Consider the following 23,034-nt stretch of genomic DNA (forward strand, 5'->3'; position numbering starts at 1 on the left):
CTGATGGCGGAACCAAGTGCTGGTGGCATTGCTGCACCCAATAATGGGAACGTTCCCAACGCTGACGCCGTCGCGGGTGGCGCGGGGCAGGAGTTGGGTAACAGACTGTTACCGTCTGGCGTAACGTTCAGGGCGCAAGTGCGACAGTGGTGGCCCTATTACGCCATGATGGCGCCGGGACTGATCTTTTTCATCATCTGGCACTACGTGCCGATCTGGGAAGCCAAGATGGCTTTCGAGCAGGTGCGCATCATCCCGCCCAATATCTGGGTCGGGCTGAAGAACTTTCAGGTCCTGTTTTCGTCCCCGATCTTTTATCAGGTGCTGGCCAATACCCTGATCATTTCGGGCATGAAGATCCTCTTCGTCTTCCCCGTGCCGATCATCGTGGCGCTGCTACTCAACGAAATCCGCAGCGGCAAGCTACGCGGCACGCTGCAGTCGGCGATCTATCTGCCGCACTTCCTCTCCTGGGTTGTCATTTCTGGCGTGTTCATCGCCCTGCTCTCGCCTACGGACGGCGCGGTCAACCAGATCCAGACGGCGCTCGGCTTCCAGCCGATCAGCTACATGACCAATACCGGCACCATTCGCTGGGTGCTGGTGATCTCGGAAATCTGGCGCTCGGCCGGCTGGGACAGCCTGCTCTATCTCGCCGCCATCTTCGCCATCGATCCGCAGCTTTATGAGGCGGCGGAAATGGATGGAGCCAATCGCTGGCAAAAAATCTGGCACGTCACCATTCCCGGCATCGTGCCGACCATCGCGACGCTCTTCATTCTCAATATGGGCATGTTCCTCAGCGCCGACCTCAACCAGGTCATCAACATGCAGAACGACGTCAACGCCTCGACCATCGATATCTTGGACACCTATGTCTACCGACTGGGTCTTTCGACGGGTGAGTACGCCCTCGCCACGGCCGCTGGCCTCTTCAAGGCGGTTATCGGCATGATCCTCGTGATCACCTCGCATCTCGTCAGCAAGAAGCTGACCGGCAAGGGAGTGTGGTGATGGCTAGCCAGGTACGCCGCAGCCCGCTTGAGCGGGTCGAATACGTGCTCATTGTTTCAACCCTGCTGCTGCTGGTTGTCTTTACCCTGCAGCCGCTGTTGAACCTGCTGGCCCTGTCGTTCACCGATCCGAGCAAGGTGGCCGGATTCTCGGGGCTCTCCATCGTGCCCGATGGGTTCTCGCTCGATGTGTGGATGCTGCTCCTGCAGCACCCCAATGTGCAGCGCGGGCTGTTCAACTCGATCTGGATGACCTCTACCAGCGTGCTGATCGGCGTGATGGGTACGGCGCTAATGGCCTGGGGTCTGTCGCGGCCGGGCCTGCCCGGGCGTCGGCTGATCTTTTTGATGGTGCTGGTCACCATCGTCTTCGAGCCGGGCATCATTCCCGACTACTTCCTGATGAAACGGCTGGGCCTCCTCAATTCGCCCTGGTCGGTGATCCTCTATAAGGCTGTCAGCGCCTGGTACCTGATCATCCTCGTGCGCTTCTTCGAGGAGATTCCGAAGGAGCTGCTGGAAGCTGCGGAGCTCGATGGCGCCAATCCGTTCCAGACCTTCTTCATGGTCGTGCTGCCGCTGGCAAAGCCGGCGCTTGCCACCATTGCGCTGTTCTACTTCGTGCTGCACTGGAACGAGTTCTTCCGCTCGATGATCTACCTCAACGACCAGACCAAATGGCCGCTGCAGGTGGTGCTGCGGCAGTTCGTGATCGAGGGCGACAAGATCGCCATCGTCGGGGCGAACAATGCCAACAACAATATCGGGCTGGCGCAGATCAACATCCGTGCGCTCAAGGCCGGGATGATCTTCATCACCATCCTGCCGATCCTGGCGATCTACCCGCTCATCCTCAAATATTTCACCAAGGGCACCATGTCGGGGGCGCTGAAGGGATGAGAGGGTTTGCGACCACGAGCGTGACTTCACCTCTCCCTTTGGGGGAGAGGTCGGCTTGCGCAGCAAGACGGGTGAGGGGGCCTTCGTCTTGGTTCGTGGTTGCCGAAGGCCCCCTCACCCGACGCTTCGCGTCGACCTCTCCCCCGAAGGGAGAGGTGAAGAGAGCACCGAGCCAAAAATCCAAAAATTCCGCGGAAGCGGTGTGACCAAAAAACAACGGAGGAGACTACCAATGACACTGAAGAAACTGCTCCTGGCGACGACGGCTGTTGCCATGCTGGCCGGCATTGCCGCGCCGGCCATGGCCCAGACGACACTGCGCCTTGTCAGCAAGGACCTGCTTTCGACCAACCCGGATGACGTGAAGGAAATCGAAGCCATCGAAGCCGCGCTCAAGGCGCAGGGCGTCGATGTCGATATCCAGACCATCGACCTGCCGAGCGGCACTTCGGCCTATGGCGAAGCGCTGGGCGTGATGCTGCTCTCGGGTGATATTCCCGACATCATCTACTTCCAGGGCGGCGACCAGAAGATGGCCGACCAGGGGATTCTGGAAGACCTGACGGCGCATATCGAGGGTTCGGAGCATGTGAAGGCAGCGCTCTGGCCGCACAATGTCGATCGCCTCGCGAACTATCCGTACCTGCTCTACATCTACCCGCCGCGCGCACCGCAGCCGGTGATCCGCCAGGATTGGCTGGAAAAGCTTGGCCTCGAAGCGCCGAAGACCGTCGAGGAATATGAGGCCCTGTTCCAGGCCATTCATGACGCCGATCTCGATGGCGATGGGACAGCCGGCAATACGCTTGGCCTGACCGGCTTTGGCAATACGGGCGAACTCGACTCCATCTTCAACCAGGCGTTTGGCGTGACCGGCACCTGGATGAAGAATGCCGATGGCCAGTGGGTCAATGCCCGCGTGACCGATGCCGAAAAGGCAAAGATCGAGTTCTATGCGCGGCTCGCGGAAAAAGGTCTCTTCGACAAGGAATATGTCACCAACACGTTCGACGTGAAGGAAGACAAGTTCTACACCGGCAAGGCCGGCGTAGTGTTTGGCTCCTCGCCCGAAGTGATCGACATCTATGCGGGCAAGATGCGCCAGGCGCATCCGGGCGAGGACATTTCCCTCACCCTGCTGCCGATCCCCTCGGGCCCGGGCGGCCAGGGTCTGGCAGCGGTCGACGTTTCCAAGGAATCGCGCGGCTGGGCCATTTCCTCGCTCTCCGAGCACAAGGAAGAAGCCTTCAAGGTGCTCGATTTCATGGCTTCGAAGGAAGGCCAGGATATCGACCGCATGGGTTTTGAGGGCACGCAATATACCAAGGACGCGAGCGGCGCGGTGACGTTCACCGACGCGATCTCGACCTGGTATGCGCGCTTCTTCAACGCTGCCAACTGGACCCCGCCGACCCCGCTGCTCTCGGCCACCGCGCAGGAAGCACTCGACACGATCAAGGCGAACTTCGTGGCTGACAATGCCTTTGTCTGGCCGGCCGAATACGCTGCCGATGTCGATGCGACCGAGCAGGTCTACCGCTCGTGGGTTGCCAAGTTTGTCACTGGCGAAGCCGGGATCGACCAGTGGGATGCGTTTGTTGCTGAGTACAATGCTGCCGGTGGCGAACGTATGGCCGAGCACGCAAGGACTGTGTTGGGCGAGTAAGCGACAGACCGGGCCTGACGGGATGCTGTCAGGTCCACAGGACGGCACCTCCCCCTTGATGGGGGAGGCTGGGAGGGGGTGCGAGAGCCGCGATGTCGTGGCTCACACCCCCACCCTTGATCCCTCCTCACAAGGGGGGGGGGGTGTCGACTGAAAGCGCACGGCAAGCGCCGGGTCATGATCCCGGCGACAACTGAAATATAAAAGAGTCGGAGTCGACATGACCCCATCCTTCCAGTCCCGCATTCGGGCCATGCTTTATGGCATTGCCCTGGGAGATGCGCTGGGCGCGCCGGTTGAAAAACTGTCGGCGGCGCAGATCAGGGCGCGCTATGGCCGCGTGACATCGGTGATGACGCGCTGGCACAAGATGGACCTGCCGCCCGAACAGCGGAACCACCGCGTGCGCGGCGACGGCATCATCACCGACGACACGATGATGACCCTGGCGCTGATGGATATTTATGCCGATACCGGACGGCATCTCGACGCCTGGGACATGGCCGACGGCATGGTCAAGCAGATCGCCTGGACGCCGCGCTGGGTACCGGAATTGCAGCGCGAAGCCATGCTGATCGATCGACTGTTTTATCCCGAGAAGTGGATTTTCCAGCGGCACCAATTGTCCAATTGTGACCCACGCCAGGGCGGGATCGGCAATATGGTGAACTGCGGGGCGGCTATGTATATCGCCCCGATCGGAGTGGCCAATGCGGCCAATCCGCGGGCGGCCTATGACGAGGCGATCGCCTTTGCTGCGGGACACCAGGAAAGCTATGGACTCGAAGCGGCCGGCGTGACGGCGGCGGCGGTGGCTGCGGCTTTTGTGCCGGGAAAAACCATTGAAGGCGTGGTTGAAACCGTCCTGGGCCTCGCCAAGGACGGTACGCGCGATGCCATTGCCGAGATTGCCGATGTGGCCAATCGGTTGCGCGGCAGCGGCGCGGAGCATGCCGAGATTTGCGACGCGTTTCACGCGGCCATCGCGCCCTTCTCGGTGATGGGCGACGACGTCAACCACATGCCCGAAAAGGTCGGGCGGCTGACCGATGCCTATCGGCCGAGCCGGTTGCAGGCGATTGAGGAATTACCTCTAGCGCTCGGCTTCTGCCTCCTCAATCAGGGCAATTTCCGCACCTCGATCGAGGACGGGATCAATTCGGGGCGCGATACGGATTCCATCGGCGTCATGGCCGGCGCCATTCTCGGGGCGCTGCATGGCGAGGCGGTTATCGATGCCGCCGATCTTGCCCAGCTCAATTCGGCCAATCGACTCGATCTCATGACTTCGGCTGACGCCTTTGCGGCGACGGCTTCCAAAATCATTGCCGCTGATCGCGCCGCTGCCCGCGCCCGCGAAGAGGCCTTTGCTCAACTCAATCTCGCCTGAAAGTTGCCCATGCTCTCCGAACAACAAATCCTTGAAAAGATCTATGCCGGCTTCATCGCCAAGGCCATCGGCGTGCGGCTTGGCGCGCCCGTGGAGCCGACCATCTGGAGCTATGACCGCATCCAGAAGACCTATGGCGAGGTGACGGAATATCTCCGCGATTTCAAGAATTTCGCTGCTGACGACGACACCAATGGCCCCGTCTATTTTATCCGCGCGCTGCGCGATTATGGGCTCGACTGCACGGCCGAGGATGTGGGCAAGACCTGGCTCAACTATGCAGCCGAAGAGCATGGCATGTATTGGTGGGGCGGGTTTGGCGTCTCGACCGAACACACCGCCTACAAGAACCTGCAGGCCGGCATTCCGGCGCCGCATTCGGGCTCGATTGCCACCAATGGCACGACCGTGGCCGAGCAGATCGGCGGGCAGATTTTCATCGATAGCTGGGGCTGGGTGAACCCGGGCAATCCCAAGCGCGCGGCCGATATGTCGGCCATGGCGGCATCAGTGGCGCATGATGGCGATGGGCTCAATGGCGCGCGCTTCTGCGCGGCGGCGATTGCGGCGGCGTTTGAAGCCAAGTCGATCGACGAGATCATCGAGACGGCGATGGCTCAGATTGATGCCAACTCGACCTATGCAAAAGTCTGCCGGGCGGTGATCGATTTCCATAAGGCCAACCCCGACAACTGGCGGCTTTGCCGCGACATGCTGACGGCGGACTGGGGCTATGATCGCTATCCCGGCGTCTGCCACATCATCCCCAATGCCGGGGTGACCATCATGTCGATCCTTTATGGTGCAGGCTCGCTGCCGCGCACGGCCGAGATCGCCACCATGGCGGGCTGGGATACGGACTGTAATGCGGGCAATGCCGCGGCGATCGTCGGGACGTTCCAGGGGCTCGATGCGGGCTGGGACAAGTATCGCAAGCCGATCAGCGATTTTCTGATTGCTTCGGGTATCGTGGGCTCGATCAATATCGTCGATATTCCGAGTTTTGCGCGGGAACTGACGGTGTTGGCGCTGCAACTTGCGGGACGCGATGTGCCGGCGCTGTGGCTGGAAGATTTTACCCGCCGCGGGCTGCGCTTCGATTTCGACCTGCCGGGTTCGACGCATGGCTTTAGGACCGAGGGCTTCAATCAGATCAGCCTGAGGCACTCGGACGAGCGGCATGTCGAGGGATCGCGCGGGTCGCTGGAGATCCAACTCGACCGGCTGGAGCGCGGACAGGGCGGGCGGATTTTCTGGAAGCCCTTCTATCGCCGCAGCGACTTTGACGACGAGCGTTATCGCCCGATGTTCTCGCCGGTGGTGGATGCGGGTCAGGTGGTCAAATTCAAGCTCTGGCTCGATCCGTGGAATGGCGACGGCAATCTGCGGGTGGCGCCCTATGTGCGTCGCGCCATGAGCGGGACCATCGAAGAAACCGGCGCCTGGCATGTGCCTTCCCATGATGGCTGGCAGGACTATGAATTCGTGGTGCCCGATGGGGTTGAGGCAATCGACGAGATCGGTATTTCGGTCGAGTATTTTGGGCGGCTAAAATTCCTCGGGCGGCTGTTCCTCGCGGATTTCAGCGTGACGGGACCGGGGCATCTCACCATCGATCCGGCGACGGAAATCCAGGAATGGGGCGCGATTTCGCGCTTTACCTGGAACCGCGGGCACTGGACCAAGCAGTTTGGCCGCATCCATGGGCACGCTTCGAGCGATGCCGATATGTGGACCGGGCACTACTATAGCCGCGACGTGACGGTGTCGGCCGACCTAGAAGTTCTGGCCGGGCAATCGCAGCTGGTGACGGCGCGCGTGCAGGGCACGGGGCGGTTCTATGCGGCCGGGTTCCAGAATGGCGAAGCGGTCATTGTGAAGCATGACTTTGGGCAGACGGTGCTCGCGAGCGTGCCGTTCAAGCCGGAGGCCGGGCGGGTTTATCGCTTGGAGCTTGCTGTTGAGGGCGACAAGCTGGCGTTCTCTATCGACGGCAAGGTTTTGGGGTCCGCAACTGACAAGACCTTTGCCTATGGCATGTCCGGGCTGCGGCTGGGCTCGGCGGGCCGCATGGCGGTTGACCGCTTTGCCGTGACGGAAAAGTAGGAGGCCAAGAAAATGCCGGAAATCGAACTCCGCAATGTCAGCAAAAACTATGGCGGCGTGACGGTCATCAAGGACCTGTCGCTGACCATGGAAAAGGGCGAGTTCGTGGTGCTGGTCGGGCCCTCGGGCTGCGGCAAGTCCACACTTCTACGCATGATTGCCGGACTGGAGCCGATTTCCGGCGGCGAGATCACCATTGGCGGGAAGGTCGTCAACAACATGCCCGCCAAGGAGCGGGACCTCGCCATGGTGTTCCAATCCTATGCGCTCTATCCGCATATGAAGGTCGCCGACAATATGAGCTTTGCGCTGCGGCTCGCCGGAGTGTCGAAGGCCGAGCGGGACAAGCGGGTGGCCGAGGCGGCGGCGATCCTGGGGCTCGAAAACCTGCTTGATCGCCTGCCCAAGGAGCTTTCCGGTGGGCAGCGGCAGCGCGTGGCCATGGGGCGCGCCATTGTGCGCAATCCGCGGGCGTTTCTGTTCGACGAGCCGCTGAGCAATCTCGATGCGAAACTGCGCGTGCGCATGCGCGGCGAGATCAAGGCGCTGCATCAGAGGTTGGGCAAAACCACGGTTTATGTGACGCATGACCAAACCGAGGCCATGACCATGGCCGATACGATCGTGGTGCTGAATGGCGGGAAGATCGAACAGGCCGGCGCGCCGCTCGACCTCTACAATGATCCCAATAATCTCTTTGTCGCGGGCTTTATCGGTTCGCCGGAAATGAACCTGCTTGAGGTTTCAACGCTCGGACCGGATGTGTCTCATGTGGCGTTGGCGGGCGGGGAAAAACTCCCAATTCCCCGTCCGCTGTCGCTGCCCGCTGGCACGCCCGTGATCTATGGCATTCGGCCGCAGCATATCGGGCTGGCTGCGGGCGGCGTTGCCGCCGAGGCGCTGGTGGTGGAGCCGACGGGCGAGGCGCAGGAAGTGCGGGCGCGGATCGGGGCGACCGAGATCAGCGTCGTCATTCGCGATGCGGAGCTGCTGTCGCCGGGCCAGGCGATTGGGCTCGGGATCGATCCGGCAAAGGTGCTGGTGTTTGACAAGGCGAGCGGGGAAAGGCTCGACCGGTGAGTTTTGCGCAGCTTCGGTTTGATGGCGCGGCGACGGGACCGCTGGAGGGCATTCGCGTTGTCGATCTGTCGCGGCTGATGGCGGGCAATATGCTGAGCCTGCAGCTTGGGGATTTTGGGGCCGATGTCATCAAGGTGGAGCCGCCAGAAGGCGATCCGCTGCGCGACTGGAAGGAGGAGGGACACTCTTTTTTCTGGAAGGCCTATGGGCGCAACAAGCGGTCGATTTGCCTTAATCTGCGCGAAGCGGCGCAGATGGATGTGCTGCTGAAGCTGATCGATACGGCCGATGTGTTCATCGAGAATTTTCGGCCGGGGACGCTCGAAAAGATGGGGCTGGCGCCGGAGACCTTGCTGGAGCGCAATCCGCGATTGGTTGTGGTGCGGATTTCGGGGTTTGGACAGACCGGGCCCTATGCGCATCTGCCGGGGTTTGGGACCATCGTTGAGGCCATGAGCGGTTTTGCTGATCGGACGGGGTTTCCCGATCGCGAGCCAGTGCTGCCGCCCCTGGCGCTGGCCGATATGATCGCCGGCGTCTATGGCGCTTCGGCTGTGATGACGGCGCTTTATGCCCGCGATGTGCGGGGTGGACGGGGGCAGGTGATTGATCTGTCGCTGCTCGAATCCATGTTCTCGGTACTCGGGCCCGAGGCGGGGATTTTTGCGAAAACTGGCAAGATTAAGCAGCGGGTGGGTAGTGCGTCCAACACGGCGTCACCGCGGAACGTCTATCGCTGTGCCGATGGGGGCTATGTCGCTCTGTCGGGGTCGACCCAGACGGTGGCGCGGCGGATTTTCGAGATTATCGGGCGGCCGGACATGAATGACGATCCGCGCTTTGCGAGTAATTCGGATCGGGTGAAACATCGCGATCTGGTGGATGCGGCGATTTCCGAGTGGTTCTCGACGCGCACACGGGATGCGGCGCTGGCGGAAATGCGAGCGGCAGGAGCGACGGTGGGGCCGGTCTATAATATCGGCGACGCTATGGAGGATGCGCATTTTCAGGAGCGCGAAATTGTCGTGGCGCTTGAGGACAAAGAGTTCGGCGATATGCCGATGCACAATGTTCTGCCGCGGCTTTCTGGCACGCCGGGCGGATTTCGGCGGCCGGCGCCGGGGCTCAATGAGCATGGCGCGGAATTGCTGGCGGAACTGGGGTTTGATGGGGAATTCCGGAGGGGCGCCTGATGCGTTCGCTGCTCTATGTGCCGGCTGATCAGGAGCGGTTCATTGCCAAGGCGCATTTGCGGGGGGCGGATGCGGTTATTCTTGATCTTGAGGATGCAGTGCCGGAAGAGCGCAAGGATTTTGCGCGGGGGAGTTTGTCCGAGGCCGTGAAGAGCCTGCGGCAGGGTTCGGGCGGTGTGGCGGTGCGGATTAACTCCGGATCGGAGGCGGATGTTGCGGCGGCGCTGACGGCGGGGGTGGATCTGCTGGTTTTTCCCAAGGCCAATTCGGTTGCGGCTGTGGACGAGCTCGACGTGATGATGCGGCGGCATGGTGGGGCTAATGTTCCCGTGTTGGCGACGATCGAGAGCCCGGCGGGAGTGCTGGATGCGGCGGCGATTTGCCGGCATCCTCGGCTGGCTGCGATCAATCTTGGCAGCGAGGACCTTGCGCTGGAGCTGGGCGGGGTGCCGGATCCGGATGTGCTGCGCATGCCGAAACTGCTGGTGCATTATGCGGCCAAGGCAGCGGGGAAACGCTCGCTGGGGCTGCTGCGCTCGATCGCCGATTATGCGGATACGGAGGCCATTGCAGAGGCGGCGCGGGAGGCGCGGCGGCATGGGTTTGATGGGGCGACCTGTGTGCATCCTTCGGCGGTGCCGCTGTTGAATGAGGCTTTTGCGCCCAGTGCGGCGGAGATCGAGTGGGCAAGGGCGGTGATGGCGACCGAGGGGACGGTTAGCCTGGATGGGAAGATGATCGACAAGCCGTTGCGGGATCGGGCGGCGGCGATTTTGCGGCAGGTGGAGTAGCCCCCCTCCCCGGTGTCATTCCAGTGAAAGCGGAATCCCGGTTCCGAAACGGAGATCCCCGCTTTCGCGGGGATGACACGGTGGGTGTTTAGGCGCCGCTCCACGCACAGTCGTCATTGCCGGGCTTGTCCCGGCAATCCACTCTTGCGGAGACATGGACCACCGGGACAAGCCCGGTGGTGACGATGGAGGGGAGACGTTGGGGACTCTCAGGCCGGCTCCAGTCGAAGGCCTCAGGCGGCCGGATTCTTCTGCGGCACATCGCGGAGGTGGTCGAGGAGATAGGCGTGAGTGGCCTTGTTGGCGACGACCAGGACGCCGGTTTTTTCGAAGGTTTCCGGGCCGCGGCCCCACCAGTCGGTGACCACGCCGCCGGCTTCTTCCACCAGCAGAATGCCGGCTGCTGTGTCGACGAAACCGGTTTCTTCAAAATAGCCGGTCAGGCGACCGCAGGCGACCCAGGCGCAGGAATTGGCGGCGCTGCCGACGATGCGGACGGCGCCGATGGGGGCGCGGATGGCGTCGAGGCGGGTGTAGGCGCCGGGGTGCAGCGACAGGTTGGGTGTGGGGAGGCCGGTGCCGACGCACATCATGGCGACATCGGTGGAGCGGCTGACGTGGAGGCGCTCGCCATTGAGGAAGGCGCCCTGCCCTTTTACGGCGGTGAACATTTCGTCGGCGACGGGATCGTAGACCAGGCCGCAGACGGTCTCATTGCCACGGCGCAGGGCGATGGTGATCGTATAGTGCTGGCCATTCAAGAAGTTAGTGGTGCCGTCGATGGGGTCGACGAGCCAGCGATGGGTCTCGTCGTCGCGTTCGGCGGGGGCGAATTCCTCGCCGGTCAGGCCCCATGGGTAGCGAGACAGCAGGCGATCGCGGATGAGGGTTTCGGATTCGCGGTCGGCATCGGAGACGAAGTCACCGGGGCCCTTTACGCCGATCTCGAGATCGCGAAAACGCTTGAAATGTTCGAGGGTCAGCGCACCGGCTTCGCGGGTGGTGGCGACCATGTCAGCGAGGATAGCGTTGTAATCGTGAGTCATTTTTCGAGGGCCGCCTTCAGCCCCTCGGGATCGTCGGTGGTGATCTGATCGACTTTGAGCGCCAGGAGGCGCCGGACTTTGGGGAGCGTCGTGTCGTCGACAGTGCGGATGGTCCAGGCGTCGATGCGCCGGCCGGAGGCGTGAATGGGGGCTACGATATCAAAGCCGGCGGCATCGGCTTGGAGGACGATGTCGTAGGCGAGATAGATCATTTCGGCGTCGGGCGCGGTTTTGAGCGCGTCGTTGATGAATGCCGAGAAGTCGCCTGTGGCTTTCAGACGGGCGAGAGAGTCGCCGTAGCAAGGGTCGTAGCCGGTGCGCAGATCGGGGGCCGAATTCGCTAGCAGACTGATAGCATCGAAGTCGCCGCCCGAGAGAATGAGTGAACGCGCGACGGGGCCAACGGTGGCGCCGAAATTGGCGATCACTTCGGGTGTCAGGGCCGCGGAATCTTCCTTGAAATCGAGCTGCAACAGCGCGTCGGGATGCGGCTGGTTTTGCGTAAGGAGCGCGCAGAGATCTTCGAGCAGCATCACCTTGTCGTCGATGGGATGCCCGTCGGTGCCGCGCAGGTGCAACTCGCGCAGAACTGCGGCCGGCGTTTCGCGCACAAGGCCGAACCCGGTGGTCTCTTCCTCAAGCGAGAAGTTATGGAGGATAGCACAGCCATGGTCGGCGTGGATAACCAGGTCCACCTCGACGCTGGCGCCGAGGCGCATGGCTTCAAGGATGCGGCTGCCGGTGAAGACCGGGTCGGATGCCTTACGGCGGCCGCGGTGCCATTTGAGCCAGGTGCGGTGACCGCCCTGTTCAATATAGAGCGGGTCGCTCATGCCTCGCTCCGGAAGATCTGCTTGTTGTCGCGATAGGCGGCGACGGCGCGGGGAGCGAGATTGACGCCCTGGCCGTGGCTGAACTGGCCGGGGTGGTTGACCATGGCTTTTACGCGGGTGCCATCGGGCAAGTTGAGGTCGAGCAGGCCATGGGTGCCATAGTCGGTGACGCGATGGACCTTTGCGGCGCCGGGTTCGGCGGCGACGAGGTCGAGCGCTTCGGGGCGGATGGCGAGGGTTGCCGGGCCATCGGCGACGGCGAGGGGATGGCTAAAACTGGCGCGGGTAAAAATGCCGTTGGAGACGGTGCCTTCGATGAGGTTCATGGTGCCGATGAAGCCGGCGACGAAGGGGGTCTGAGGATCGCGATAGACGACGTCGGGGCGATCGATCTGCTCAGTGCGGCCATCGCGCATGACGACGATGCGATCGGCCATGGAGAGGGCTTCGTCCTGACCGTGGGTGACGAAGAGCGTGGTGATGCCGACGCGCTGCTGGATGTCGCGGACTTCTTCGCGGAGGCGCTCGCGCAGGTGCTGGTCGAGGCTGGCAAAGGGCTCGTCGAGTAGCAGGATTTTGGGTTCGAGCACCAGCGAGCGGGCGAGAGCGACGCGCTGCTGCTGGCCGCCGGAGAGCTGGGTGACGCGGCGGGTGCCGTAGCCGCCGAGCCCCACGAGTTCGAGCACGGCTTCGACCTTGCGCTTGATTTCATCGGCCGGCAGGCGGCGGAGTTTCAGGCCAAAGGCGAGGTTCTTGAAGACGTCCATGTGGGTCCAGAGCGCGTGGCTCTGGAACACCATGCCGGTGGGACGCTTTTCCGGTGGCAGGTGGGTGATGTCCTGGCCGTCGATGGTGATGAGGCCGGAGGTCGGCTGTTCAAAGCCGCCAACCATGCGGAGGAGCGTCGATTTTCCGGAGCCCGAGGGACCGAGGAGGCAGACGAGTTCGCCGTTCGCCACTTCGAGCGAGAAGGAGTCCACGGCCTTGGTGCCGCCGGGGAAGAGTTTTGTGACGTCTTTGATAGTCAGAACGGACATTTTTACTCCCGGTCCAATTGGATCGGTTGGGATTCTTGAGGGGTCGTCATTGCCGGGCTTGTCCCGGCAATCCACGGCAGGCGCTGCTGGTCAGCCATCCTGCGGATGGCTGGGGACCACCGGCACAAGCCCGGTGGTGACGATAGATGGGTGGAATTGGTGGCGCCCATCATCCGCCAAAGCCCTTGGCGAAGGAGCCGGAATTGACGACGCGGCGCGCGAACAAAAGGGCGATGAAGCTCGGGACCCAGAGGAGGACCGAGAGCACCGCGCCATATTGGATGACGGGCTGGTTGTTGATGAAGGAGATCATCAGCACAGGCAGGGTGCGGACCTGGGGCGCGCCGATGAGCCAGGCGCCTTCGGTTTCGTAAAAAGTGCCGACAAAGCTCAGGAGCAGGGCCGCGGCGATGGTCGGGCCGGCCTGTGGCAGGGTGATCGACCAGAAGACGCGGAACGGGGAGGCGCCCACGTCTCTTGCGGCTTCTTCCATGCGGCGGTCGACGGCCTGGAAGGCGGCGACCGGAATCCAGATCATGAACAGCAGCGTGCCCACGAGCTGGATGAGGACAACGCCCCAGAAGGTGCCGATGAGGTTGAGCTGGAGGAAGATGCCGGCGATGGCGACGAGGAGGCCGAATTTTGGAAAAGCGTGGCCGGCGAGGAACGAGAAAAACAAAATGTCGCGGCCGGGGAAATCCAGGCGGGCGAAGGCGTAGGCGGCCGGCAGGCAGATGATGGCAGAGAGGACCGTCACCGTGGTGGCCAGCGTCAGGCTCATGGTGATGGAGCTCCAGACGTCGGCGCGGGCCAGCGTCTGGTACCAGAATTTCAGGCCAAATTCCTGCGGGATGACCGAGGGGAAACGCCAGACATTGGTGAAGGCCCAGGTGCCGACGACGAGCAGCGGCGCGACGATGACGAGGGTGAGGACGACGGCGAAGACAATGCCGGTCCAGTCCACGGGTTGTGCGACTTTGAGAGAGGCGCTCATGTCAGGGCGTCCTGTTCTTGGCGACGGACCGCACATAGAAGAGCCCGAAGAGGATGCAGAAGCCGAAGGTGATGACGGCCTGGGTGATGGCGTTGGTGGGGTCGAACAGGTCGCGGAAGGTGCGCTGCATGAAGGGGCCCATCATTTCCGGCGCGGCGGGGCCCAGCACGTAAGGCAGGGTGAAGGCCGAGAAAATGCCGAGGACGGCAAAGGAAATGGCAACGAGGATCGAATTGGAAATGCGCGGCAGGATGATGTGCCAGAAGAGCATGAGGCGCCCTGCCCCGACATCGCGCGCCGCTTCGATGGCCTGATTGGACACATTGCCGAGGCCGGAAAGCAGGATCAGCACGGTGAGCGGGATATTGTCCCAGACAAGGCCGATGACCGGACCCCAGGGGGTGAGGTAGGGCGACTTGATCTTAGGCAGACCCACGGAATTGAGCAGCAGATCGACCGTGCCATTGGGGCCGAGCACGCGGATGAAGGCGAAGCTCAGGATGATCGAGGGCACGAACATCGGGAAGATGGCGAGGCCCTGCACATAGGCCGAGATCTTTGAATTGGAAAAGCGCAGATAGAGCGCGATCGGCAGGCAGATCAGCAGCAGGAAAATGGCGCAGACGCCCGTGGTCCAGAGCGTGATGGCCAGGTTCGCGCGGCTATAGGGATCGTTGGCGAAGAACTCGTAGCTCGAGACCGAAAGGGCGCGCCCGCCATCTGATGCCGGCAGCCAGAGGGTCTGGATCACGGCCGAGATAATCGGCCAGATGATGAGCCAGAGAACGAGCAAAACGGGGGCGGCCACGAGCAAGAGGCCAATCGGCCTCTTGCGTTGCGTGGGTGCGGGCGCCAAAGCGCCCGCGTCTGTCGTGGTCACGAGGCAGGGTCCACGTTCGGAGCAACGGCGCGATACCAGCCGTCATTGAGCGCGGTTTCCCACTTGCCGCCCGGGAAGGTCGGGATCGAGGCCGGGATGATGTCGGCAAAGCGCTCGCGCAGGTCGGCCGAGACATAGTCCCAGGCAACGCCGGGGAAGCCACCGAGTTCGGTGAGGACGGCCGACTGGATTTCCTCGGTGAGGAGGAAGTCGGCCAGGAGAATTGCCGAGTCCTTGTTGGCGCCGTTGGAGAGCACGGCGATATAGGTGAAGCCGCCGGGCAGGCCGAGGTCCTGTAGCTGGACGAGGCCGGTGGTTTCCGGAAGCACGCCCTGGGCGATGGCCGAGAGCGCCTGATCGGACCAGGCCGGGATCATGGTGACGGCCGACTGGCCGAGCAGCTGCAGCGACTGGGTATTGCCCGACGTATAGGCGCCGCCTTCAAAGAGCGAGGGGGCGAGGTCGTTGAGAATGGCAAAGGCCGGGGTCAGGGCCTCTTCGGCAAATTCAGGGGTGAAATTGTCGACGGTGAACTTCTTGGGATCCTTGCCATTGGCTTCGAGCACGGCGCGGCGCACGAAATTGCCACCCGAACCGCCCTTGTTGGGACGGTTGTAGATGAACTGGCCCGGGTTCGCCTTGATCCAGGTGACGAGGTCGGCCCAGGTCTTGGGCACGGCAGCAGGATCGAGCTTGGTGGTGTCATAGGCGAGCAGCACCTGGCTGCCGCGATAGGCCAAACGGGTCGGGATGTCGTTGGCGAGCGGATTGACCTTGGAATAGTTGGAGAGGCCTGCGGCCGAGAAATCGACGAAGAGACCCTTGTCGATGGCGCCGGCATTGACGCGGGTGTCATAGCCTTCGAAGAGGTCGGCCTGCGGATCGGCGCCGCTGGCAAGCGCGGCGAGAGCGCGATCGCCGATGGCGGCAACGCCCGGACCGTCGCCACCGTCAACGAGGTTGAGCGTGATGCCGGCATGGGCGGCTTCAAATTTGGGCTTCACCACATTGGTCCAGAAGTCGATGACGTTCTGGTCCGAGGTGAAATAGACGTCGATCACGCCTTCGGCACCGAAGGACATGCGCGGCATAATCGTCACGCCGGCGGCAATGCTGGCGGCGGAAATCAGGAAATGGCGGCGTTTCATCGTGTTCTCCCATGTGGGCAGCCCCAGAGGGTACCCTAGCTGCGCTGGCGACGGAGTCCATGAGCCGGCAAGGCCGACAAGCAGATGCGCACCAGCCCGCACCCGCAAACTTGATGGAACTCCCCTCCTCGCTGCTTGAGCGCGGCGGGCAATTCCGAATTCTGTGTCGGATATTGCCGGGGCCGCGCCGAGCGCATGCATAGACAACACCGAATGATGCTTGCACACAAGTGCATTTGCATCTCTTTCGGTGAAACTAGATATTTGGCTTCGATAACGCTTTCATGACAGCGCTGTTATTGCGACCGTGTGCAATGCTGTGCAAGGTGCAAGACGAGCCGTTTGGGCGCGTTAGTCCGCTGATGGCCTTACACTTTTTCGCCAGATGGGAATGGGCTCGAAAATCCGTCTTCCGGTTTCGGCTGCAACGGTCTGGCCGAGCAGTTCAACCAGGTGATCGCCCATGGCGGCGAAGGGCTGGGCGAAGGTCGTGAGCTTGTAGGATTGCCAATCGCCCTCGTCGATATCGTCGAACCCGACAAGGCAGAGATCGTTCGGGAGGGAGAGACCGAATTCGTGGCGGGCGGCATCCATGAAGCCGAGCGCCAATAGATCGGTGACGCAAAAGACGCCATCGGGACCATCGGAGCGACCAAAAAGGCGGCGTGCGCTTTCGTAGCCCGAGGCGTAATTGGTGGGGCCGGCGGCCATGACGGTGACGGCCATGCCGGCTTCTTTGGCGACCTCGACGAAGACGCGTTCGCGTTCGAGAAGGCTCGCGGTGCTAGCCGTGGAAGTGACGAGGGCGAGGCGCTTGCAGCCGGCGCGGCGGAGCAGGAAGAAGGCTTCGCGCCCGGCCATTTCGTTATCGACGCTGAGATTATGGCAGCCGGTCAGCGGATCGTCGCGATTTATGAGGATAACCTGCTGTCCATTGGCAAGGCTGGTTTCGATCAGTTTTGCCGAGGGGGTGCCGGAGAGGACGACGGTGGCGTCGGCGCGGTAGTTGAGGGTCTGGCGCAGCGCAGCGGCGACGCTTTCCTCGTCGGTGCCGGTATTGATGATCATGATCACCTTGCCGGCGGCCTGCAATTTTCGTGTGAGCACGTCCACCAAGCGGGCGCGGATCGGGGTCGTCATGTCGGCGACGACGAGGCAGACGATATTGCTGCGCTCGCGAAGACCCCGGGCGAGGTGATTGACGTGGTAGCCGAGCTCGCCGGCGGCTTCGAGCACCTTGCGGCGGGTTTCTTCGGAAACGCTGGCGCCATCGGTAAAGGTGCGGGACACGGCCGAGCGCGACACGCCGGCGCGTTCGGCCACTGTGCGGGCACTAACGAAGGGGCGGCGTTCCTGCTCGCTCATGGGGCTCTGCTCTTGTTCAACGGCCGCGATAGTGCGGGCATTATGGCGGCCGTCAAGGGCCGTCAGGCTTTGAGGGCCGCTGCGTGGTGGGCGATGTGCTCGCCGATGAAGCTGGCGATGAAATAGAAGGAGTGATCGTAGCCGGGGCGCAGGTTGAGGGTGACCGGGTGATCGAAGCGCCTGGCTTCGGCGGCGAAGATTTCGGGTTTTAGCTGGGTCAGCAGGAAATCGTCGGCGTCGCCCTGGTCGATGAGGATGGGCAGGCGCTCGGCGGCCGAGGCAAGGAGCGCGGTCGCGTCGTACTGTTTCCAGGTGTCGCGGTCGGGGCCGAGATAGGCGGAGAAGGCCTTTTCGCCCCATGGGACCTGGCTTGGCGCGACGATGGGGGCAAAAGCCGAGACGGCGCGGTAGCGGCCGGGGTTCTTGAGGGCGATGGTGATGGCGCCGTGGCCGCCCATGGAGTGGCCCATGATCGAGCGGCGATTGCTCACAGGGAAATTGGCTTCGATCAGGGTGGGGAGTTCTTCCACGATGTAGTCGTACATGCGGAAGTGTGCTGCCCAAGGGAATTGCGTGGCGTTGAGGTAGAAACCGGCGCCTTTGCCGAGATCGTAGGCCGGGTCGTCGGCGACGTCATCGCCGCGGGGCGAGGTGTCGGGGGCGACGACGATGACGCCGTGTTCGGCGGCATAGGCCTGGGCGCCTGATTTGGTGATGAAATTCTGCTCGGTGCAGGTGAGGCCGGAGAGCCAGTAGATCACCGGCAGGCGCTCGCCCTCTGCGTGCTTGGGGACGAAAATCCCGAAGTTCATGTCGCAGTTGAGGGTTTTCGACGTGTGCCGGAAAACGCTCTGCGTGCCGCCGAAGCTGGCGTGTTGTTCAATGAGGTTCATTGTTTGGGTCCTCTGGGAGGGAGGGCTGCAATGGGGCCGCCCTTACCCGCGGCGTCATCCCCGCGAAAGCGGGGATCTCCGGTCGGAAAAGAGATTCCCGCTTTCGCGGGAATGACACCGAGGATGGATGGGAGGAAGCGGCTGGGTGCCGACCAAGAGCGCCAGCACCCAGTTGCAAATTAATACTTGATGACCGAGCGGATCGATTTGCCTTCGTGCATGAGATCGAAGGCGTGGTTGATTTCGTCGAGGCCCATGGTGTGGGTGACGAACGGCTTCAGGTCGATTTTTCCCGCCATCGCGTCTTCGACCATGCCGGGGAGCTGGGTGCGGCCTTTTACGCCGCCGAAGGCGGTGCCCATCCATTTGCGGCCGGTGACGAGCTGGAACGGACGCGTGGAGATTTCCTGGCCGGCGCCGGCAACGCCGATGATGATCGACTGGCCCCAGCCGCGATGGGCTGATTCAAGTGCGGCGCGCATGACGTTGACATTGCCGATGCACTCGAAGGAGTGGTCGACACCCCAGCCGGTCATTTCGACGATGACCTGCTGGATCGGCTTTTCATAATCTTTCGGATTGATGCAGTCGGTCGCGCCGAATTCCTTGGCGAGATCGAATTTACCGGGATTGGTGTCGACCGCAATGATGCGGCCGGCCTTGGCCTGGCGGGCGCCCTGGATGACGGCGAGGCCGATGCCGCCGAGACCGAAGACGGCGACGCTATCGCCTTCTTGCACCTTGGCCGTGTTGTGCACGGCACCAATGCCGGTGGTGACGCCGCAGCCGAGAAGGCAGACGTGTTCGTGGTTGGCTTCCGGGTTGATCTTGGCGAGGGAGACTTCGGCCACGACCGTGTATTCGGAGAAGGTCGAGCAGCCCATATAGTGGTAGAGCGGCTGACCATTATAGGAGAAGCGGGTGGTGCCGTCGGGCATGACGCCCTTGCCCTGGGTGGCGCGGACGGCGGTGCAGAGATTGGTTTTTCCGGACTTGCAGAAGAGGCATTCGCCGCATTCGGCGGTGTAGAGCGGGATGACGTGGTCGCCCGGTTTTACGGACGTGACGCCTTCGCCGACTTCGACGACGACGCCGGCGCCTTCGTGGCCGAGGACGACAGGGAAGAGGCCTTCGGGGTCATCGCCCGAGAGGGTGAACGCGTCGGTGTGGCAGACGCCCGTATCGGTGATCTTGATCAGCACTTCGCCCTTCTTGGGCGGGGCGACGTCGATCTCGACGATTTCCAGGGGCTTTCCGGGTGCGAAGGCAACGGCAGCACGGGATTTCATCTGGGGCATCTCCTTTTTGGGCGTCAGTTTCCGTTGGGTACAAGTGGAACCGGGCCGGCGCAAGCCCGGTGGGTGTCCATGGCCGGGTCTGATTGTATATGCTGTGCCAACAGCCCAAGGGAGTGGATCATGCAGCTTAGGGACAAGACACTTTTTCGGCAGGCCGCCCTGGTGGGGGACCGCTGGGTCGAGGCGGACGGTGCCGGCATTGCGGTGACCAATCCAGCGACGGGCGAAGTGATCGGGCATGTGCCCAAGCTTGGCGCTAGGGAAACGCGCGAGGCCATCGAATTCGCCGAGGGCGCGCAGAAGGCCTGGGCGAAGCGGACGGCCAAGGAGCGCTCCAATATCCTGCGGCGCTGGTTCGAGCTGATGATCGAGAACAAGGAGGATCTGGGCAAGATTCTCACGCTCGAACAAGGAAAACCCGTGGCAGAGGCGACGGGGGAGATCGTCTATGGCGCGAGCTTCATTGAATGGTTCGCCGAGGAGGCGCGGCGGGTTTATGGCGACCTGATCCCAGGCCATCGGGCCGATGCGCGGATCATGGTGATGAAGCAGCCGATCGGGGTCGTGGCGGCAATCACGCCGTGGAATTTTCCCAATGCGATGATTACCCGCAAGGCGGGGCCGGCGCTGGCGGCGGGGTGCGCCATGGTGCTGAAGCCTGCTTCGCAGACGCCGTTTTCGGCGATTGCCATTGCGGTGCTGGCCGAACGGGCGGGATTGCCCAAGGGGCTTTTCAGCGTCGTGACCGGCTCCGCTAGAGAAATCGGGGCGGAGATGACGGCCAATCCGATCGTGCGGAAGCTGACCTTTACCGGGTCCACCGAGGTGGGGGCGGAACTCTACAAGCAGAGCGCGCCGACGATCAAGAAACTGGGGCTGGAACTGGGGGGCAATGCGCCCTTTATCGTTTTTGACGATGCCGATCTCGATGCGGCAGTGGACGGGGCGCTGATCGCGAAATTTCGCAACAATGGACAGACCTGCGTCTGCGCCAACCGCATCTATGTGCAGGGCGGGGTTTATGACGCTTTTGCGGAGAAGCTCAGCAAGGCCGTGGGGACGCTGAAGACCGGCAATGGTTTTGACGAGGGTGTCATTTTGGGGCCGTTGATCGACGAGGCGGCGCTCGAAAAGGTGGAAGAGCATGTGGCCGATGCGCTGGGGAAAGGCGCGAAGGTGTTGCGCGGGGGCAAGGCGCATGCGTTGGGCGGGACGTTCTATGAGCCGACGGTTTTGGCCGATGTGACGGCAGACATGGCCGTGGCGCGGGAAGAGACTTTTGGGCCGGTGGCGCCGCTGTTCCGGTTCAAGGACGAGGCCGATGTGATCGCGCAGGCCAATGATACGGAGTTTGGGCTGGCTTCGTATTTTTATGCGCGGGATCTGAGCCGGGTGTGGCGGGTGGCCGAGGCGCTTGAATATGGGATGGTCGGCGTAAACACCGGGCTCGTTTCCACGGCCGAAGCCCCGTTTGGCGGGGTAAAGCTTTCGGGGCTGGGGCGCGAGGGATCGCGCTATGGCATCGAGGAGTTTGTCGAGATCAAATATGTTTGCCTTGGCGGGATCAGTTGAGGCTGCGCCACCCTGTTCTCCACTGCATAACGTCATCCCCGCGAAAGCGGGGATTTTTGTTTTGGGGCCCGGAGCTGGGATTCCCGCTTTCGCGGGAATGACGCCGTGGGTGTGGGGCGACCGAGGGCGCGGCACTTGGCACCGCAACTAAGTGAAGTGTCCTCGGGTCAGGCCCGAGGATGACGTTCGGTGGTTGGGACGGCGTGCGTGCCGTTCCAAAAGAATCCGTCTTGCCAACTTCTCGGCTCAACCTTATGACATATGACTTATGACATAAGTTGGAGCGATAGATGTCTGACCTTTTCAGCGTCGCTGGCAAAGTGGTGGTCCTGACCGGTGGTCTGGGGCAGCTTGGTCGCGAATTTACCACTTCGCTGGCCAAGGCCGGTGCCAAGGTGGCCGTATATAGCCGTCGTTCGATCACGCAGGAAAAGTTCGACGAGCTGTTTCCCGGCCTTGGCGAGAATGTGCGCATCTATGAGGCCAGCGTCACCGACAAGGCGGCGATCGAGGCGGCAACCGACAAGGTGATTGCCGATTGGGGCGTGCCGGAAGTTCTGGTCAACAATGCCGGCATCGACTCAAAACCCGATGGCGGCGCCGAGCAGAATGCGCCGTTCGAAGTCTATCCGCAGAAGTTCTGGGACGACATTATCGACGTGAACCTGACCGGCGTGATGCTGTGCAGCCAGGTGATCGGCGCGAAAATGGCCGAGAAGGGCCGCGGCAGCATCATCAATGTCGGCTCGATCTACGGGATCGTCTCGCCCAACCAGGCGCTCTATGCCTATCGCGAAAAGCGCGATGGCGTGCCCTTCATAAAGGCCGTGTCCTATGCCGCGTCAAAATCCGGCCTCGTCAACCTGACGCGCTATGTGGCGACCTATTGGGCGGAAAAGAATGTCCGCTGCAACCTGATCTCCTTTGGTGGGGTCAAGACCGGCAGCTTTGACAAGGAATTCGTCGACAATTTTCTCGAGCGCGTGCCGATGCGCCGCCAGGCCGAGAAGGGCGAATATAACGGGGTCATCCAGTTCCTGGCGTCCGATGCCTCGACCTATATGACCGGCTCCAATGTCGTGGTCGATGGCGGGTTTACCGCATGGTGATCTCAGGCGCGTCAGACCGGGAAAAGCTCCACACTTCGGTGGTTGCCGCCATTGAGGCGGAAATCCTCTCGGGCGAATTGAAGGTGGGCGCCCGCCTGCCTTCGGAAGCCGAGCTGGCGCGCCGCTTTTCGATTTCGACGCGCTCGGTGCGCGAGGGGCTGCAGATCCTTGAAACCAAGGGTCTCGTCCGTCGCCGCCATGGCGAGCGCGCCGAAGTCGTGCGCGATGACGTGGACCAGTTTCTGGGTTCGCTCGCAACGACCGTGAAGGCGCTCTTTGCCGAGGACCCGGCCTATCTCGTGCAGCTCATGGATGTGCGTCGCATGTTCGAGCTGGAGGTGGTCGGGCGGCTCGCTGGGGGTGAGGGCAAGGTTTCCGAGGCGGTCGAGACGGCGCTGGCCGATCTCGCTGCCGCCAAGGATTTTGCCCACTATGCCGAGGCCGACGCGAAGTTTCACCTCGCGCTGGTGCAGTCGCTGGGCAATGAAATCATGTCCAGCGTCTATGCCAATCTCTATGGGCTGATCACCGACGTGATCCGGCTGACGAGTCGCGTGCCGAGCAAGACGCAGGCCGAAGGCGTCGCCGAACACCAGGCCATCTTCAAATCCATCTGTAGTGGCGACGTTGAAAAGAGCCGCGCGCTGATGCGCGAGCATATCGACAATTCCACCACCTATCTCGAACAGGCGATCGACGCCGCAAGAAAGGGACGCTGAG

General features: G+C 62.3%; 20 protein-coding genes. 11 read left to right on the top strand and 9 right to left on the bottom strand.

Annotated features, from left to right (window positions below; all coding sequences use genetic code 11):
* The first annotated feature begins 3 nt into the window (after positions 1–3).
* The 8 genes from ACSQ2A_RS19940 (at position 4) to ACSQ2A_RS19975 (ending at position 10,139) form a co-directional block, all read left to right on the top strand.
* Positions 4–1,014 carry an ABC transporter permease gene (locus ACSQ2A_RS19940; RefSeq protein WP_436073645.1) on the top strand — a complete coding sequence of 337 codons (1,011 nt, stop codon included), beginning with the start codon at positions 4–6 and terminating at the stop codon, positions 1,012–1,014.
* Positions 1,014–1,913, top strand: coding sequence for a carbohydrate ABC transporter permease (locus tag ACSQ2A_RS19945; protein WP_295414142.1), 900 nt, complete (start codon positions 1,014–1,016; stop codon positions 1,911–1,913). Before ACSQ2A_RS19940 ends, ACSQ2A_RS19945 begins: the two co-directional genes overlap by 1 nt.
* Positions 1,914–2,145: 232 nt before the next feature.
* Positions 2,146–3,579: an extracellular solute-binding protein gene (locus ACSQ2A_RS19950; RefSeq protein ID WP_436073646.1), complete on the top strand. Its 1,434-nt coding sequence runs from the start codon at positions 2,146–2,148 to the stop codon at positions 3,577–3,579.
* 220 nt (positions 3,580–3,799) lie between these two features.
* Positions 3,800–4,969 carry an ADP-ribosylglycohydrolase family protein gene (locus ACSQ2A_RS19955; RefSeq protein WP_436073647.1) on the top strand — a complete coding sequence of 390 codons (1,170 nt, stop codon included), beginning with the start codon at positions 3,800–3,802 and terminating at the stop codon, positions 4,967–4,969.
* A 9-nt stretch (positions 4,970–4,978) separates the two neighbouring features.
* Complete coding sequence (locus ACSQ2A_RS19960; protein WP_436073648.1) at positions 4,979–7,075, top strand: ADP-ribosylglycohydrolase family protein; 2,097 nt, start codon at positions 4,979–4,981, stop codon at positions 7,073–7,075.
* Positions 7,076–7,087: 12 nt separating this feature from the next.
* A complete protein-coding gene (locus tag ACSQ2A_RS19965) occupies positions 7,088–8,155 on the top strand; it encodes an ABC transporter ATP-binding protein (RefSeq protein ID WP_436073649.1) in 1,068 nt (355 codons plus the stop codon).
* The gene (locus tag ACSQ2A_RS19970; RefSeq protein ID WP_436073650.1) at positions 8,152–9,348 is read left to right on the top strand and encodes a CaiB/BaiF CoA transferase family protein; all 1,197 of its coding nucleotides are present in this window, start codon (positions 8,152–8,154) and stop codon (positions 9,346–9,348) included. Before ACSQ2A_RS19965 ends, ACSQ2A_RS19970 begins: the two co-directional genes overlap by 4 nt.
* Positions 9,348–10,139, top strand: a complete 792-nt coding sequence (locus tag ACSQ2A_RS19975; protein WP_436073651.1) for an HpcH/HpaI aldolase/citrate lyase family protein — start codon at positions 9,348–9,350, stop codon at positions 10,137–10,139. The genes ACSQ2A_RS19970 and ACSQ2A_RS19975 overlap by 1 nt, the downstream gene beginning before the upstream one ends.
* A 233-nt stretch (positions 10,140–10,372) precedes the next feature.
* On the opposite strand, the gene ACSQ2A_RS19980 is transcribed toward ACSQ2A_RS19975, so the two are convergent.
* The 9 genes from ACSQ2A_RS19980 to ACSQ2A_RS20020 all read right to left on the bottom strand — a co-directional run bounded on the left by ACSQ2A_RS19980 (position 10,373) and on the right by ACSQ2A_RS20020 (position 19,624).
* On the bottom strand, positions 10,373–11,185 hold the full coding sequence (locus ACSQ2A_RS19980; RefSeq protein WP_436073652.1) for an inositol monophosphatase family protein: 813 nt from the start codon (positions 11,183–11,185) through the stop codon (positions 10,373–10,375).
* Positions 11,182–12,018 (bottom strand): glycerophosphodiester phosphodiesterase, encoded by an 837-nt coding sequence (locus tag ACSQ2A_RS19985; protein ID WP_436073653.1) that lies wholly within the window; start codon positions 12,016–12,018, stop codon positions 11,182–11,184. The genes ACSQ2A_RS19980 and ACSQ2A_RS19985 overlap by 4 nt, the downstream gene beginning before the upstream one ends.
* Positions 12,015–13,055 carry an ABC transporter ATP-binding protein gene (locus ACSQ2A_RS19990; RefSeq protein WP_436073654.1) on the bottom strand — a complete coding sequence of 347 codons (1,041 nt, stop codon included), beginning with the start codon at positions 13,053–13,055 and terminating at the stop codon, positions 12,015–12,017. Before ACSQ2A_RS19990 ends, ACSQ2A_RS19985 begins: the two co-directional genes overlap by 4 nt.
* 169 nt (positions 13,056–13,224) lie before the next feature.
* Positions 13,225–14,049 (bottom strand): ABC transporter permease, encoded by an 825-nt coding sequence (locus tag ACSQ2A_RS19995; RefSeq protein ID WP_295414115.1) that lies wholly within the window; start codon positions 14,047–14,049, stop codon positions 13,225–13,227.
* A gap of 1 nt (position 14,050) precedes the next feature.
* Positions 14,051–14,929, bottom strand: coding sequence for an ABC transporter permease (locus tag ACSQ2A_RS20000; protein ID WP_436073655.1), 879 nt, complete (start codon positions 14,927–14,929; stop codon positions 14,051–14,053).
* Positions 14,926–16,077, bottom strand: a complete 1,152-nt coding sequence (locus tag ACSQ2A_RS20005) for an extracellular solute-binding protein (protein WP_436073656.1) — start codon at positions 16,075–16,077, stop codon at positions 14,926–14,928. Before ACSQ2A_RS20005 ends, ACSQ2A_RS20000 begins: the two co-directional genes overlap by 4 nt.
* A gap of 351 nt (positions 16,078–16,428) precedes the next feature.
* Positions 16,429–17,442 (bottom strand): LacI family DNA-binding transcriptional regulator, encoded by a 1,014-nt coding sequence (locus ACSQ2A_RS20010; protein ID WP_436073657.1) that lies wholly within the window; start codon positions 17,440–17,442, stop codon positions 16,429–16,431.
* Between the two features lie 62 nt (positions 17,443–17,504).
* Entirely contained in the window at positions 17,505–18,335 is an 831-nt protein-coding gene (gene fghA, locus ACSQ2A_RS20015) for an S-formylglutathione hydrolase (protein ID WP_436073658.1), read from the bottom strand.
* Positions 18,336–18,514: 179 nt separating this feature from the next.
* Entirely contained in the window at positions 18,515–19,624 is a 1,110-nt protein-coding gene (locus tag ACSQ2A_RS20020) for an S-(hydroxymethyl)glutathione dehydrogenase/class III alcohol dehydrogenase (protein WP_436073659.1), read from the bottom strand.
* 129 nt (positions 19,625–19,753) lie between these two features.
* On the opposite strand from ACSQ2A_RS20020, the gene gabD reads away from it, so the two are divergent.
* The 3 genes from gabD (at position 19,754) to ACSQ2A_RS20035 (ending at position 23,033) form a co-directional block, all read left to right on the top strand.
* Entirely contained in the window at positions 19,754–21,205 is a 1,452-nt protein-coding gene (gabD, locus tag ACSQ2A_RS20025) for an NADP-dependent succinate-semialdehyde dehydrogenase (protein WP_436073660.1), read from the top strand.
* Between the two features lie 290 nt (positions 21,206–21,495).
* Entirely contained in the window at positions 21,496–22,314 is an 819-nt protein-coding gene (locus ACSQ2A_RS20030) for an SDR family oxidoreductase (RefSeq protein WP_295414097.1), read from the top strand.
* On the top strand, positions 22,308–23,033 hold the full coding sequence (locus ACSQ2A_RS20035) for a FadR/GntR family transcriptional regulator (RefSeq protein WP_436073661.1): 726 nt from the start codon (positions 22,308–22,310) through the stop codon (positions 23,031–23,033). Before ACSQ2A_RS20030 ends, ACSQ2A_RS20035 begins: the two co-directional genes overlap by 7 nt.
* Position 23,034: the final 1 nt, after the last annotated feature.

It is taken from the genome of Devosia sp. LjRoot3, from assembly GCF_964252865.1.
GTDB lineage: Bacteria > Pseudomonadota > Alphaproteobacteria > Rhizobiales > Devosiaceae > Devosia.